The organism is Haloferax gibbonsii, from assembly GCF_001190965.1.
In the GTDB taxonomy this organism is placed as follows: Archaea; Halobacteriota; Halobacteria; order Halobacteriales; family Haloferacaceae; genus Haloferax; species Haloferax gibbonsii.
Genome location: NZ_CP011947.1, coordinates 501,159 through 514,933, shown reverse-complemented (window position 1 = coordinate 514,933; position 13,775 = coordinate 501,159). Strand labels below are relative to the sequence as shown.

Sequence of the window (13,775 nt, the reverse complement as noted above, 5' to 3'; positions counted from 1 at the left end):
GTGGACACGGGTACCCACCGAAGCGACCGGCCTGCCCGGGAGACAGTCCGCGACATCCGGGACCGCAGGACGAGCGCTTCGAAGACGACGGGCCGGAAGAAGAGAGATTTGTATCATAATTACAGTATTCAATATTTTCCGATAGGTTTGGAATAACTCGCTCTCTCGACCGCGCGTCGTCCAGCTATCGTCTGGCTCCGCGCAACTGAGCGGGCAGTCCCGAGCGCACGCACGCTCTCGATGTACCCAGCACCGACGACCACCTCCGCCGGTCCCAACTCGGGTTAACAGCGAATGGCCGACGATGAGCGACGTACACCGACGATGTCTCGGAAGCATTCAAAACCGCGCCGACAGAGCGTCGGCTCACGCCGATTATTCTAGATGAACATTCCGGAGAATCCGCCGAAGACGGCGTCTCTCACCGCCTACGAGGAGGTGAGAACTCTTGCACCGACAGCTAACATTTATACGCAGCGGAGTGATAGGCGTTCACATGAAACTCGACGAGTCTGCGCTGGCGGCAACAACAAACGACCTCACACGAGAGGTCGACGCACGAGGGGTGGCAGACCTCATCGAATTCCGAATGGACAAGGCGGACGACCCGCTCGAACAACTCGCCGCGTACGACGGCGAACTCCCGATAATCGCGACCAACCGCGCTCGCTGGTTCGGAGGAAAGGCCAGCGACGCCGGGCGGCTGGACGACCTCTTTTCCGCATCTCGATTCGACGCCGTGGAGTTCGTCGACATCGAACTCGAGACCGTTCGCGCCAAGGAGTGGTTGGCCCACGAGTTCCGCGAGAACGACGTCCAGCTCATCATCTCGCACCACGACTTCGACGAGACGCCCGACCGCGAGGTCCTCGACGCCATCATCGAACAGTGCGCGGAGTTCGGCGACATCGCGAAGGTGGCGGTCTTCCCGCGGAACCAAGGTGACACGCTCACCCTCCTCGAGGCCGTCAACGACGCGACCAACCGCGGCATCGACGTGGCCGGCATCTCCATGGGCGAAATCGGGAGCCACACGCGGGTCATCGGCCACCTCTACGGGTCGAAGCTCGGATACGCGCCCCTGCTCGCGGACGACAACGACTACGCGCCGGGGCAGATTCCGCTCGAAAAGCTCGCTTCGCTCATCGAACTCACGAAAAACGAGCGCGTCGACGGACAGGTCATCGACACGCTCCGGAGCGAAGTGTCGGTGCCGAAGGAACTGACGCTCTCGGACTGACGCCGGAAAACCCGACGGCCGTCCGCCGTCAACAGACTCGTTTCATCTCTTTTCGCCGCGAACTCGTCGCTCGACGTCAGTCGGCGAGTCGCTCGACGTCCGTCAGCACCGCGCTCGCCGTCTCGGGACCGCCGGCCCCTCGGCCGGTGATACCCAGTCGACCGCAGTAGTCGGCTTCGATTTGAACGGCGTTTTCCGTCCCTGACGGGGCGACAGCCCCGTTTTCAGGTACCAGTCGCGGGCCGACGCGGACCCCGCCGTCCGCGACCTCGACGATGAGACGAATCGTCTGGCCGTCTTCCTGTGCCAGGTCGAGCATGCTCCCCGAGAGCTCCTGAATCCCCTCGACGTCGGCGTCGTCGAGCGTGAACTCCGTCTCGCCGTCGGAGAGGACGTTGGCGACGATGACACCCTTGAGGGCCGTGTCCGTGCCGTCGACGTCGAACGTCGGGTCCGCCTCGGCGACGCCGAGGTCCTGGGCCTCCGCGAGCACGTGCTCGTAGTCGAGGCCCTCGGCGGCCATCCGCGAGAGGACGAAGTTCGCCGTCCCGTTCAGGACGCCGTAAACCGCCGACACCCGCGACGGACCCACGTCCTCGATAGTCGAGAGGATGGGAAGCGCGCCGCCGACGGTCGCGCCGAATCGGACGGTCCCCTCGCTTTCGGCTTCGAGCGCGCGCAGGTCGGCGTAGCGTTCCGCGACCGGACCCTTGTTCGCGAGCACGACGTGGCGGTCGTCCGCCAGCGCGCGCTCGACGTGCGAAAAGCCGGGTTCGGCGTCGCCGAGCGTCGTCGGCGTCGCCTCCACCAACACGTCGTAGTCGGCGTCGAACACCGCCTCGGGGGCCGCCTCGCCGACCACGCCGTCGTCTCGTTTCTTCGAGAGCACCGCGTCGGCGTCGAGGCCGTCGGCGTCGACGGCGGCGCTCTCGGAGTCCGCGAACGCGGTCACGGCGTGGCCGTGCTCCGCGGCCAGTTCGACGACGGCACTCCCGACCGCACCGGCGCCGAGGACACAGAGCCTCACGCGCGACCTCCCACGGTCAGCGGCTCGACGAGTTGCAGGTCCTTCTCGTCGGCGATTTCTCGCATCGCGGCGAGGACTTCTTCAGTCGCCCCCGACGCGGCGGCCAACTGGAAGCGGGCGCTGGAGACGTCGATGGAGCCGGCGGGCGCGGACAGCGAGATGTCGGTGACCGTCGCGTTCCGCGTCGCCTCGATCTGCGTCAGCGTGTCGGAGAGGTCCGTCTCGATGAGGTGTCCCGAGAGGATGATGGTCAGGCGCTCGCTGTAGCGCTCGGTTCCGGCCTGAATGACGTTGATGCCGGCGTCGCTCAGGCCCTCGACGATGTTGTCGAAGCGGTCGGGAGTCGCCTCAATATCGACTTCCACCGGGATGTAGCCGCGCGGGGTGACGTTGCCGCGCTCGTGGAAAATCGAGAGGAGGTTCCCCCCGTGCTCGGCGATGGGCTGCAGCGAGCGCAGGAGTTCACCGGGTTCGTCGACGAGTTCGAGCCGGAGCGTGTACGCTTGGACGTCGTTGTGCACCTCACTCATCCATACAACACCGTACCAACGTGTCGTTCATTGTCGGGAGTCGAGCGAGCACACCCATATACGTATTGCGTTCGAACGGCTCGGACGCCGACCGCGGACGCGGCCGTCGTCCCGCCTGCTGTGAGAGAGTCATCACTGAGGGTTCGCCGTACGCGCGTCGGCCCGAAATGTACTCAGGTTCGCTACAAAGATTACCGCGCCGAGGCGGCGATTTGGAGCGAGAAGAAAAACTAATTTTACACAATACTCTTTGACGAGAGATCACTGGCTACGAGCGACTTCTGAATCGATATTTGTTAAACAACACATAGTAGCATACATTTATTGAATTGCCAATATCTTCCGGAAAATTTCAGAATATAGTTTCTGAGTATATTCGTCTGGATTAGTTCTCAGATTCGCCACGTCATCTTTCGTGCATTAACTCCACATAACTATCCACCCGAACTACACGATTCTAAACAAACAATTGTTAACATCCCACACAGCGTAGAGACAACTGTATCCACCGCGGCGGCGAGCGAGAACGCGGCCGCTCGCGGACGGGTACGAGAGAGGGGAAACTCAGAATGGCATCAGCAAGCACACCGACACCGACGCCGACGGGGAACGAGCGAATCGCCCGACGCTTCCCGGAGGAAGTCGCGAGCGAGGGGAACATCGGCCTCATCGACGAGATTTGCGCCGAGGACATCCTCGACCACAGCCCGCTCGGGGAGGTTCACGGGCGCGACGAACTCAAAGCGCAGATTTCGGGACTCCGAGAGTCCTTTTCGGATTTCTCGGCCACGGTCGAAGACGCGATTACGGAGGGCGACATGGTCGCCATGCGCGTCACGCTCCGCGGGACGCACGACGGCGCGTTCATGGGCATCGAACCCACCGGGAAGACGGTCGAGGTCGGCAACATGGTGTTCAGCCGTATCGAAGACGACATGATAGTCGAGCGGTGGGTCCAACCGGACATGCTCGGCATGCTCACGCAACTCGGCGCTGTCGAACTACCTGAGGCGTGACCTGAACAGAGACCGATACTTTTTGTGCGACGGACGCGCCGCTCGGCAACTGAGAAGGAAGCACGGGCGACCGGGCACCCGCCCGCGCTCCACGGACACTGGGGAAAACCTCCCCTGTATACGCAACCCAAGTGCAGGTATCTACCTGCAGTAGACGCTTACACGTCCTGGGTTAAAACATTTTTCAAGTGTCATATGCGATGTGTGGACAGCCACCATATGTCGGCGGGCGGCGAGTCAGTCACCGAACGTCGAGAGCCGGCGGCGTTCCTGTGCGAGGATTCGCTCCCAGTAGTCGAACAGGACGCTGTCGAGGTCGTACACGTCGGCGATGCGACGGACCCACTCGTCGTCCGAAAACAGTAGTCGTTGGAAGGTCCGCACGTCGGGGTCGAGTTCGGTCCGGCGGCCGGCGTAGTAGGCGACGGTCTGCTCGCGGGTCCGCTCGACCAACAGCGGCGGGACGAAGATGCCCGACTCGCGGGCGACGTAGGTGAACCACTCCAGATGGAGAACCGCGTCGGCGAGGACGAACCGCTCGGCGAAGCCGTCGACGTACGCCGTCGCGGGGCGACCGTCGACGTACACGTCGTCCGGGCGGGAAAACCGCGGCACCGACAGGTGCGGGAGGTCGTCGGCGTAGCGCTCGGCGACCCGCCGAAGCCGGAAGTCGGCGTAGGCACAGGGGGCCGCGAGGCCGAGTTCGTACCACAGCGGCATCCACTGACAGAACGGGTCGCAGAACACCGCGTCGGCCAGCAGGTCGGCGGCGACGGAGCGGGCGAGGTCCGGTGGGAGGTCGGTCCGCCCCGCCCGCATGGCGTCCGTCGCGCGGACCACCCGCGACTCGAAATCGCCGACGCGGAGTCCCATGCCCGCGGCCACGTCGTGGACGTACTCGGCACCGATTCGGTACCAGTCCGCGAAGTCGGCGGGCCGGCGGAGTCGAAGGAGGCGCAGAACGGTCACAGGAGAACTACGGACGACGGCGGTTTGGCTCTATCCCCGCGTGGGCGAGGCGAGGACGACACCTACCGTCGGTCGAACGAGAGCGCGAGCGGCGTCGCGTTGGTCAGGTTGTCGCTGACCGGGCAGCGCGATTCCACGGCGGCGAGCCACGCGTCGATGGTCGCCTCGTCGGCGTCCACGTCGGCGGTGACCGCGACGCGAATCTCCTCGTAGCCGGCGCGGCCGTCGTCGCGCTTGCCCATGAACTTCGCGGGGTTCAGGTCGCCCTCGATGGAGATTTCGAGGTCTCGTACGTCGAGGTCCATCTCGCGGGCGACCACGTGCCCCGTGACGTTCAGACAGCCGGCGAGCGCCCCGAGGACGTACTCGACGGGGTTCGGCCCGGCGTTCGCTCCACCGAGCGATTCGGGCTCGTCGACGACGAACTCGAAGCCGCGGGTGGAGACGCGGGTCTCGGTCGGGGATTCCGCGCGGGCGCTGACGTCGAAGGTGAGTTGTTGGGGTTTCTCTGCGGACATAGCCGTACAGACGCGCACGCGGCCGATAACACCAGTCGGCGGTTCTCAGCCCTCGGGAAGCGTGTTAGCGGCTGTCTGTCCCGGGTTCTATCGCGGCCGAGTCGCGCGCGTCGTCCGCCAGCACGTCGTCCAGTCCCCACTCCGACGCCCTCGCGCGAGCCTCCTCGCGGGCCTCGGACCGGATCTCCTCGATCGCGTCGGCGTCGGCGAGGAACGCCTCGACCGCGCTCTGGTCGCGGCCCTCTTCGCGGCGGGCGGCGGGGGCGGCGTCGACGGTCCGTTCGGCCAACCGCTCGTCGCCGGCGAGGACGCGGGCCGGCTCGCCCGGCGGGATGCGGAACGCCTCGACCTCGTGGGCGTCCGCGAGGGCCGCGGCGTCGACGGCGTGGACCGCGGCGCGGGTCGGGCCGGTGACGGCGAACCCCTCCAGGCCGTCGCGGCCGCCGACCTCGCGCTCCGTGTCGTAGGCGAGGACGGGAATCCCGTCTTCGAACGTGACGACGCCGCTGGTGGTCTCGCCGAGGAGGAGCGCGTCCTGCGGCTCGAAGACGACGTAGCCGGTCAGTTCCTCGTCGAGCACCGCCCGCAGGACCGCCGCGGCGTCGTCGACGACGCGCGACCGGCGGAGTTCGCCCCGCGGGATTCTCATATCCGCTCGGGGACGACGGCGCTCTTGAACCGCTCTGCCACGTCGCGGCCGTCGCCGTCGCGCACGTCGAGTCGGGCGGCCGCCTCGCGGAAGGCGTCCGCGGCCGGGTCCTCGGGGGCGTGCGCGAGGAGGGGTTTCCCCTCGCGGCGGGCCGCCCGGACCGCGTCGCTCTCGGGAACCGAGGCGAGCGTCTGCCCTCCGAAGTAGCGGCCGGCCTGCTCGGCGATTTTGTCGACGTTCTCGTCGGGTCGCACGCGGTTGAACACCACGCCCGCCGTGTCGGTGCCGTAGGAGTGAGCGTACTCCTGGACTTTCAGCCCGTCGGACAACGACGGCACGGTGGGCTGGAGGACGACGACGATGCGGTCCGCGAGGACGACCGGAAGCACCGCACTCTTCGAACCGAGCGCGGCGGGCGAATCGAGAAGCAGCACGTCCGTGTCGGCGGCGAGCTCGGCGACCACGTCCCGGAGGCGACCGGGGTCCGCGGCCTCGAACGCCGCGAGACTCGTCCCGCAGGGGACGACCGACATGCCGAACCGCTCGTAGACCGCGTCGGACACCGCGGCGTCGCGCTCGTCGACGAGTAAGTCGTGGAGCGTCACGTCGGCGTCGTCCAACCCGGCGTGGAACAGCAGGTTCGCCATGCCCGTGTCCGCGTCGATGACGGTCACGTCGTAGTCCTCGGCGAGCGCCATCCCCAGCGCGAGCGTACTCGTCGTCTTCCCCGTGCCGCCCTTCCCGCTGGCGACGGCGAACGCCTCGACCATGCCCCCACGTGCCCGGTGATTTCGCATAAGTGTTCGGAACGGCTGTGGACGCGCGCCGACGAATACTGTGTCAAACGGTAACAACCATTAATATTGAGCACATCATGGTGCGAAACGGCCACTGATGTTCCGAATTGTAATCCAATCGTTCGCTTTCGTCGTCGACGACTCGACGTTCGCGGTGTACGCGACCCTCCTCACCATCGCGTTCATCGTCTATCTGAATCGGTGACTCGGCGTCAGCGAGACGCGACCGCGGCGACTCAGGCCGCCTCGGCGAGCGCGTCGAGCAGGCGGTCGTTCTCGTCCGGGCGGCGGACGTTGATTCTGACGTGCGAGTCGAGCCGCTGGTAGTCGCGGGCGTCGCGGACGGCGAAGCCGCGACGCCGGGTCTCGTGAAGGACGCGGTCGACGTCGTCGGCGCGGAACAAGACGAGCGTGCTGTCGGCCGGGTGCGGTTCGTAGCCGAGTCGGTCCAAGCCCGCGACCACCCGCGGGCGCTCCCGTTCGACCCGGTCCCGCGTGGCTTCGAGGAAGGCGTCCTGTTTGAGACAGAACGTCGCGACCTCGACCGCGGGGGCCGACAACACCCACGTACACCGCGCCCGCGAGAGCCGGTCGCCGAGGTCGCCCGTCGCGGCCGCGAACCCCGCTCGAAGCGAGGGGACGCCGAAGATATTCGTCACCGAGTGGAGCGCGATGACGCCGTCGAGGCCGGCCGTGCTCGGGAGGCGGGTGAAGCCGAGGTACGACTCGTCGACGATGACGGGCGTGCCGACCCGGCGGCAGGCGTCGATGAACGCCCGAAGCTCGTCTCTCGGGTACGCCGTCCCGACGGGGTTCGCGGGGTAGCTGAGAATCACCGCCGCGTGCTCGCCGGGGTCGACGGTTTCGAGCAGTCGGTCGTGGGGAACGTGGACCGGCTCGCCGCCCTGGAGCCGGATTTCGCGGGCGTACTCGCCGCAACAGGGTGCCGGGAGCGCCACGCTGTCGCCCGGCGAGACGGTCACGCCGACGGCGAGCCGCATCGCCTCGATGACGCCCGCCGCGGGGACGACCTCCTCGGGGTGACAGCCCACGAACTCCGCGGCCGCGACGCGAAACCGAGAGTAGTCGTCCAGCGAGTATCGCCGCGAGGTGGAGAGCGCCGACTCGTAGACGCCGGCGATGCCCGCCGGCCGCTCCGGGTTCGACCCGGTGCTGAAATCGACGAGGGAGTGGTCGGCGGTCCCGCCGTGGGTAACGTGGTCGACATCGGGAACGGAACCGGGATCCATACCAACGTGCTAGCCACCGACTATAATCAAGGCTTCTACGGGAACCATTTAGGTACCACCGTTGATTCCACACCCTACGGGCCGTTTTCTCGGTAGTTCTCAAATCGAAGAGACGGTCGCGCGGTCGTCGGCGACGACGCCGTAACTCGCCTCGTCGACGCCCCGCGGAATCGGGTCGTCGGCGTACCGCGAATCGAGGCTCGCGAGCACCACGTCGCGGACGCAGACCCGCGCGGCGTTGCCGACCTCGGTCGCGCTTCCCGAGAACGTCACCGGGTCGCCCGCGGGGTCGCACGCGGCGACCACGGCGTCGGTCGTCGTCCCCGGCGCGCCGCAGCGAGCGAGGAGCGTCGCCGCCTTCGCCTCGGCGGCCACGGCGACGAGGTTCGCGAGCGCACCCGGCTCCAGCGACCGCGTCGTCCCGACGAAGACGTTGACCGTGCCTGTCGGGTCAGCGGTGTCGGACTCGTCGTCCCATTCGCCCGACTCGTCGGCCCGCTCGCTCGGGTCGCCGTCTATCGGGAGTTCCGCCGGGTTCGACACGCCCGCGGTGGCGACGACCTCGACCGGGCCGAACCGGGCGCGCCGGGCGTGTTCCTGCCCCACGCCCGTCAGGAGCGTCGGCCCGCGCTCGTCGAAGCCGGCCGACGAGAGCCGACGTTCGACGTACGCGTCGAGGTCCGTCTCGGGCCAGCCCTCTGGGACGGTGACGTTGAACGCGGCGTCGGCTCGCGACTCGCCGCCGGCGTAGCCCGTCGAGAGCCAGCGCGTGTCCGGACGGCTCAGCCGACAGACGCCGGCGCGGCGCGTCGCCTCAAACATCGTCGGCGACGGCAGCGAGCGCCCGGAGCAGTTCGTCGTTCTCGTCGGGGCGTTTCACCGCGACGCGGACGTGCGAGTCGAGCGTCGGAAACGTCGTCGCGTCCCGGACGGCGACGCCGCGGTCGCGGGCGGTCTCGACCACCGTGTCGACGTCGCGGTCGCCGACGTCGAGGAGGAGAAACGGCGCGTCCGACGGGTACACGTCGAAGGCCTCGGAGAGCGTCTCGCGGAGCCGTTCGCGCTCGTCCGCGACGCGCTCTCGCGTGCGCGAGACGAACTCGGCGTCGTCCATGCAGTACGTGCCGACGGCGGCCGCGGGCGTCGAGAGCGACCACGCTCGTCGGGCCACGGCGAGTCGGTCGCCGAGGTCGTCGGTGGCGACGGCGAACCCGGCGCGGACGCCCGGCAGGCCGAACATCTTCGTCAGCGACCGGGCGACGACGACGCCGGGTTCGCCCGCGAGGCTCGGCTCGTCGGTGAAATCGAGGAACGCCTCGTCGACGACGAGGACCGTGTCGGCCTCGCGGCAGCGCGCCGCGAACGCCCGGAGGTCGCCGGCGGGCGCGAGTTCGCCCGTCGGGTTGTTCGGCGTGCAGACGACCGCGACCGCGTGGCCCACGGGGTCGGCGTCGAGGAGTTCGTCGTGGGCGACGGGAACCGGCTCCGCGCCCTGCAGGCGAATCTCGCGGTCGTACTCCCCGAAGCTCGGCTCGGGGACGAGCGCGGTGTCGCCGGGCGACAGCGTCACCTCGAACGCGAGCCGCAGGGCTTCGAGGCCGCCGGCGGTCGGCACGACCGCTTCGGGTACACAGCCGACGTAGTCCCCGGCGGCCGCCCGGAAGTCGGCGTAGTCGTCGTCGGGGTAGCGGGTCGAGGCGTCGAACGCCTCGCGGTACACCGCCTCGACGCCCGCGGGCCGCTCGGGATTGGTGTTCGCGCTGAAGTCGACGACGGTCGGGTCGGTGGTCCCGCCGTGGGGGACGCGGCTCCCCGCCCGGACGGATTCAGGGTCCATCGTCGATGTCGGCGTCGGCCCCGTCGGTGTCGACCGCCGCGGTCTCGACGGCCTCGGGGTCCAGCGTCGAGAGCACGTCGAGCGTGGCCGCCTCCACGTCGTCAAGGACGCCCATCCGGTCGGCGAGCATGAGCGCGCCGCCCATGCCCGCGCCCTCCTTGGCCTCGCCCGCGGCGTAGCGGTCCAGCGGGTGCGTCTCGAAGCCGGGGTCGGTGACGGTCAACTCGAGGTCGAGCGCCTCGGCGGCGTCGGCCAACTCGGGCACGTCGTCGGCGAGGTACGAAGTGGTGGCGAGGGTCAGGTCGCCGTTCGCGCCGGCGTGGCGGGCGAGCGCGGCGGCCGCGAGCAGTTGCGTCCCGCCGCCGAGCGTCACGTCGATACCGTTTTCGAGCGCGCCGACGGTGAGTCCGGCCACGACCGGAAGCACCGGGTCGCCGAGGTAGCGGGCGGCGCGCCGGGGCTTGTGGGCCGCGAAGCCGGGTTCGACGTCGCTGGCTTCGAACGCCTCGGCGACGACCTCCTCTTTCAGGCTCGTCGGGTTGTCCGGGAGCGACGACGAGACGGGGAACTCCTCGCCGAGCGCGCGGAACACCGCGAGCGCGGTGGTCGTCCCGCCGGGGACGGTCTCGCCGATGACGAGTTCGTCTTCGGGGAGCGCGAGGCCCATCCGCCGGGCCGCCTCGAACGCGCCGGGCGCGGTCGGGACCGGTTCGCTCTCGCGGATGTCGCGGCCGGGTCGCGCGCCCACGTCGATGGTCGGCGCGGCGCTCGGCTTGGCGAGGCCGGCGTCGACGGTGAGCACGTCGAATCCGGTGAGTTGCTTGACGGCGCGGGTGACGGCCGCGGGCGTCGGACAGCCCGTCGGGCTGACCGGCGTCACCGGCGAGCGGACGGGCTCGCCGTACTCGATGATTTCGGCGTCGGCGCTCGGCGTGTGGCCGACGAGCGAGGGGTCCGCGCCGGCGGCGCTGATACCGGGAATCTTCGCCGTCTCGGTCGTGCCGGCGACGAGGACTACTCGCATCGGTCCTCCGCGAGCGCGATGTCTGTCGGGCGGTTCACGTTGAGTGCGAGTCTGGTGTCTGTGGAGAGGTACATGGTCGAATCGGTGTTGGTGTCGGCGTCAGTGTTGGTGTCCGTGTTCGTCTCGGCGTCGGTCTCGCCATCTGCGTCCGCGGGACCGACGACGCCCAGTCCGGTCGGGCAGACGGCGGTCCTCTCGTGGTCGAAGACGAGCGCGTCGTCGACGCTGGCGCCGAGTTCTCGCTTCAGTTCGACGGGGACGCACGCGGTGGCGGCCCCGCCATCGGCGGCCGCGACGACGGCGTCGACGTGTTCGGGTGCCACGAGCGGCAGGTCGGAGACGACGGTGACGGCCGGTCGGGAGACGCGGGCCAGCGCGAATCCGAGGTCGGAGACGTAGCCGTCGCCGGGGGCCTCGATGGGGTCGAGGCCGAGGTCGGCGGCGCGGTCGCGGGTGTTCGGCGTGTGCGGCGAGGTGACCGCGCGGACGCTCTCGACGCTCGAATCGCGGAGCGCCGCGGCGACTCGGTCGAGCATGGGTCGCCCGCAGATGTCCACGAGCGGCTTTTCGACCGGCGCGTCGAGGCGGGTGCCGCGGCCGCCGCACATCACGAGAGCGTCCATACCACCACCCCCACGTGGACGGCCGCGGCGCGGGCTAGCTCGTTCGTCGCGCCGAGCAGGTCGCCCGAGACGCCGCCGAGCCGGGCGCGACCCCACGAGCGGACGAGGAGCGCGACGACCGGCCCGCAGCAGAGCGCCGCGACGACGGCGGGACCGCCCGTGACCGGCGCGAGCGCGACGACCGGGAGACAGGCCACGGCGACAGCGAGCAGCCCCGAGGGGCTGTTCTCGCCGACGAGCGCCGAGCCGAGCCCTTCGTGGGCGGGCGCGCCGAGACAGACCAGCGTCGCCATGCCGGCTTTCGCGCCGACCTCGGCGGCGAGCGCGATTGCGACGGCGGCCGTGAGGCCGATACGGCCACCCGCGCCCGCGAGGCCGAACGCGCCGAGCGCGAGGACGACGAGCGTCAGGCCGAACGCGAGCAGGCCGCCGACCCCCGTCTGGGAGTCCTTCAGGACCGACAGCCGCCGGTCGGCGTCGCCGTGGACGACCGCGGCGTCGCCGAGGTCTGCGAGGCCGTCGGCGTGGGTGACGCCGGTCACGAGGTACAGCGTCACGAGGTACAGCGCGGCCGCGGTCGGAATCGGGAGCGGGAGCACCAGCGGGAGCGCGGCGAGCGCGCCGACGACGTAGCCGACGAGCGGAAACGCCACGGGCGTGCGTCTGAAGGCGTCCCAGTTCGACTCGTCGCCGCCGACGGGGAGACGGGTGAGGAAGCCGAGCGCGCCGCGGAGCGCGGTCAGAACCACGCGACCACCCCCGCGACGGCGAACGCGGCGAGCCCCGCCCGCGAGACGAGTCGGACGCCCCGCGCGGCGGTCGCCGCGTCGGGGGCCTCGGGTCCCCCGTCGAGCAGGTAGTGACCGGGCTTTTCGAGTCGCGTTTCCAGCAGGACCGCGAGGGTCGCCATCGGCCACCCCGAGTTGGGCGACGACGGGCGACGCGCCAGCTCGCCGACCCGCGTCACCGTGGCCGGCGCGCCGGCGACGACGGCCAACAAGACGGCCGAGACGCGCGCCGGGAGCCACATCACCGCGTCGTCGAGGCGGGCCGGAACGCGACCGACCGGCTTGTGTCGGTAGCCGAGCATCGAATCGAGCGTGTTGACGCCTTTCACCCACGCGGCCGCGCCGACCGCGAGCGGGAGCGAAACGGGCGCGAGGAGCGTAAACGCGAGCAGCGGGGCGACGAGGCCGTCGGCGAGGTTCTCCGCGGCGCTCTCGACGGCGGCGCTCCGGATGTCGGCCGCCGAGAGCGACGACGGGTCGCGCCCGGCCAGCGCCCGGAGTTCGTCCCGGGCGGCGTCGAGGTCGGACTCGTCCGCCGTGGCCGAGACGACCGTCTCCGCCGCGTCGAGCAACATGCGAAGGCTCGTGGTCGAAAACAGCGCGAGCGCGGCGACGGCCGCGCCGAGCCACGGCGAGACGAGCGTCGCACCCCACGTCGCGCCCGCGGCGACGCCCGCGGCGAGCGCCGGGAGCGCGACGGCCGCGACCCCGCCGACGAGCGTCGGACGGGCCCACTCGCGGTCGACGGGGGAGACGAGTCGTCCGAACAGCGCGACCGGGTGGATTCGCGCCGGCGGTTCGGCGAACCCTCGGTCCAGCGCCGCGGCGGCGACGACGGCGGCCGCGGCGGTCACGGGCACGGGTCCTCCCCGGCGCGTAGCCTCGCCGCGACCGATTCGAGCGTCGTCTCCCGGAGGTTCACGAACCGGCCGCCGACGCCCTCGACGCCGCCGTCGGAGTCCGGGTCGTCGCCGACGTGGACTAACTCGGTCGCCTCGACGCCGAGGCCGCGAGCGGCCGCCTCGAACGCTTGCGGGTGGGGTTTCCGCCAGCCGCAGGCGACGCTCGTCGTGATGGCGTCGAAACCGCGTCTGTCGAGGTCCGACCGGATGAGCGTCCGCGCGACGAGTTCGGGGACCGAGCAGTTCGAGAGGAGGCCGACCGGGCCGGCCTCGCGGGCAGCCGCGACCGCTTCGACCGCGCCGGGACGGGTGGTCACCTCGGGGTCGAACGCCGTGATGACCGCCCGCCGAGCGGCGTTGTCCGGCGAGGCGACGCCCCGAGAGCGGAGCGCCGCGGCGACGTGGGCCGGAAGCGGGACTTCCGCGCCCTCGGGCGCGTCGATGTGGACCTCGCGGTAGGCGTCGTCCCAGTCGTCGGGGACGGCGACGCCGTACTCGCGGAGCGCGTCTGCGACCGCCGCGCCGGGGTCTGAGGGGTACTCGGCGTCGACGAGCGTACCGAAGAGGTCGAACGTGACTGCCACTAGAATTTCATTGGCGAAACT

General features: G+C 69.6%; 16 protein-coding genes. 2 read left to right on the top strand and 14 right to left on the bottom strand.

What is annotated here, in order from left to right; all coding sequences use genetic code 11:
* Positions 1–565: 565 nt before the first annotated feature.
* Complete coding sequence (locus ABY42_RS02810) at positions 566–1,240, top strand: type I 3-dehydroquinate dehydratase (RefSeq protein WP_004973126.1); 675 nt, start codon at positions 566–568, stop codon at positions 1,238–1,240.
* A 76-nt stretch (positions 1,241–1,316) separates the two neighbouring features.
* Here the strand turns inward: ABY42_RS02810 and ABY42_RS02805 are convergent, their stop codons facing one another.
* Positions 1,317–2,267 (bottom strand): homoserine dehydrogenase, encoded by a 951-nt coding sequence (locus ABY42_RS02805; RefSeq protein ID WP_050458668.1) that lies wholly within the window; start codon positions 2,265–2,267, stop codon positions 1,317–1,319.
* Positions 2,264–2,797, bottom strand: coding sequence for an amino acid-binding protein (locus tag ABY42_RS02800; RefSeq protein WP_004973130.1), 534 nt, complete (start codon positions 2,795–2,797; stop codon positions 2,264–2,266). Before ABY42_RS02800 ends, ABY42_RS02805 begins: the two co-directional genes overlap by 4 nt.
* Positions 2,798–3,366: 569 nt before the next feature.
* Here ABY42_RS02800 and ABY42_RS02795 point away from each other — a divergent pair.
* Entirely contained in the window at positions 3,367–3,813 is a 447-nt protein-coding gene (locus ABY42_RS02795) for an ester cyclase (RefSeq protein WP_004973132.1), read from the top strand.
* Positions 3,814–4,050: 237 nt separating this feature from the next.
* Here the strand turns inward: ABY42_RS02795 and ABY42_RS02790 are convergent, their stop codons facing one another.
* The 12 genes from ABY42_RS02790 to ABY42_RS02735 all read right to left on the bottom strand — a co-directional run bounded on the left by ABY42_RS02790 (position 4,051) and on the right by ABY42_RS02735 (position 13,754).
* Positions 4,051–4,782, bottom strand: coding sequence for a hypothetical protein (locus tag ABY42_RS02790; RefSeq protein WP_050458667.1), 732 nt, complete (start codon positions 4,780–4,782; stop codon positions 4,051–4,053).
* Between the two features lie 62 nt (positions 4,783–4,844).
* Positions 4,845–5,300 (bottom strand): OsmC family protein, encoded by a 456-nt coding sequence (locus ABY42_RS02785; protein ID WP_004973143.1) that lies wholly within the window; start codon positions 5,298–5,300, stop codon positions 4,845–4,847.
* Between the two features lie 64 nt (positions 5,301–5,364).
* Positions 5,365–5,949, bottom strand: a complete 585-nt coding sequence (locus ABY42_RS02780) for a hypothetical protein (RefSeq protein ID WP_004973146.1) — start codon at positions 5,947–5,949, stop codon at positions 5,365–5,367.
* A complete protein-coding gene (locus ABY42_RS02775) occupies positions 5,946–6,719 on the bottom strand; it encodes a nucleotide-binding protein (RefSeq protein ID WP_004973148.1) in 774 nt (257 codons plus the stop codon). The genes ABY42_RS02780 and ABY42_RS02775 overlap by 4 nt, the downstream gene beginning before the upstream one ends.
* A 263-nt stretch (positions 6,720–6,982) precedes the next feature.
* On the bottom strand, positions 6,983–7,996 hold the full coding sequence (locus tag ABY42_RS02770; protein ID WP_050458666.1) for a pyridoxal phosphate-dependent aminotransferase: 1,014 nt from the start codon (positions 7,994–7,996) through the stop codon (positions 6,983–6,985).
* Between the two features lie 99 nt (positions 7,997–8,095).
* Positions 8,096–8,818, bottom strand: a complete 723-nt coding sequence (locus tag ABY42_RS02765) for an adenosylcobinamide amidohydrolase (protein ID WP_050458665.1) — start codon at positions 8,816–8,818, stop codon at positions 8,096–8,098.
* A complete protein-coding gene (cobD, locus tag ABY42_RS02760) occupies positions 8,811–9,833 on the bottom strand; it encodes a threonine-phosphate decarboxylase CobD (RefSeq protein ID WP_050458664.1) in 1,023 nt (340 codons plus the stop codon). The genes ABY42_RS02765 and cobD overlap by 8 nt, the downstream gene beginning before the upstream one ends.
* A complete protein-coding gene (locus ABY42_RS02755; RefSeq protein ID WP_050458663.1) occupies positions 9,823–10,857 on the bottom strand; it encodes a nicotinate-nucleotide--dimethylbenzimidazole phosphoribosyltransferase in 1,035 nt (344 codons plus the stop codon). The genes cobD and ABY42_RS02755 overlap by 11 nt, the downstream gene beginning before the upstream one ends.
* The gene (locus tag ABY42_RS02750) at positions 10,848–11,480 is read right to left on the bottom strand and encodes an NTP transferase domain-containing protein (RefSeq protein WP_231608296.1); all 633 of its coding nucleotides are present in this window, start codon (positions 11,478–11,480) and stop codon (positions 10,848–10,850) included. Before ABY42_RS02750 ends, ABY42_RS02755 begins: the two co-directional genes overlap by 10 nt.
* Entirely contained in the window at positions 11,465–12,229 is a 765-nt protein-coding gene (gene cobS, locus ABY42_RS02745) for an adenosylcobinamide-GDP ribazoletransferase (RefSeq protein ID WP_050458661.1), read from the bottom strand. Before cobS ends, ABY42_RS02750 begins: the two co-directional genes overlap by 16 nt.
* Entirely contained in the window at positions 12,220–13,128 is a 909-nt protein-coding gene (locus ABY42_RS02740; RefSeq protein WP_050458660.1) for a CobD/CbiB family cobalamin biosynthesis protein, read from the bottom strand. Before ABY42_RS02740 ends, cobS begins: the two co-directional genes overlap by 10 nt.
* On the bottom strand, positions 13,119–13,754 hold the full coding sequence (locus tag ABY42_RS02735) for an HAD family hydrolase (RefSeq protein ID WP_004973166.1): 636 nt from the start codon (positions 13,752–13,754) through the stop codon (positions 13,119–13,121). The genes ABY42_RS02740 and ABY42_RS02735 overlap by 10 nt, the downstream gene beginning before the upstream one ends.
* Between the last annotated feature and the right edge of the window lie 21 nt (positions 13,755–13,775).

What these genes read in the sequence shown, in the direction of transcription:
- ABY42_RS02800 (WP_004973130.1), bottom strand. Translation starts at nt 2,797, where the DNA reads ATGAGTGAGGTGCACAACGACGTCCAAGCGTACACGCTCCGGCTCGAA.
- ABY42_RS02795 (WP_004973132.1), top strand. Translation starts at nt 3,367, where the DNA reads ATGGCATCAGCAAGCACACCGACACCGACGCCGACGGGGAACGAGCGA.
- ABY42_RS02785 (WP_004973143.1), bottom strand. Translation starts at nt 5,300, where the DNA reads ATGTCCGCAGAGAAACCCCAACAACTCACCTTCGACGTCAGCGCCCGC.
- ABY42_RS02780 (WP_004973146.1), bottom strand. Translation starts at nt 5,949, where the DNA reads ATGAGAATCCCGCGGGGCGAACTCCGCCGGTCGCGCGTCGTCGACGAC.
- ABY42_RS02775 (WP_004973148.1), bottom strand. Translation starts at nt 6,719, where the DNA reads ATGGTCGAGGCGTTCGCCGTCGCCAGCGGGAAGGGCGGCACGGGGAAG.
- ABY42_RS02770 (WP_050458666.1), bottom strand. Translation starts at nt 7,996, where the DNA reads ATGGATCCCGGTTCCGTTCCCGATGTCGACCACGTTACCCACGGCGGG.
- ABY42_RS02765 (WP_050458665.1), bottom strand. Translation starts at nt 8,818, where the DNA reads ATGTTTGAGGCGACGCGCCGCGCCGGCGTCTGTCGGCTGAGCCGTCCG.
- cobD (WP_050458664.1), bottom strand. Translation starts at nt 9,833, where the DNA reads ATGGACCCTGAATCCGTCCGGGCGGGGAGCCGCGTCCCCCACGGCGGG.
- ABY42_RS02755 (WP_050458663.1), bottom strand. Translation starts at nt 10,857, where the DNA reads ATGCGAGTAGTCCTCGTCGCCGGCACGACCGAGACGGCGAAGATTCCC.
- ABY42_RS02750 (WP_231608296.1), bottom strand. Translation starts at nt 11,480, where the DNA reads ATGGACGCTCTCGTGATGTGCGGCGGCCGCGGCACCCGCCTCGACGCG.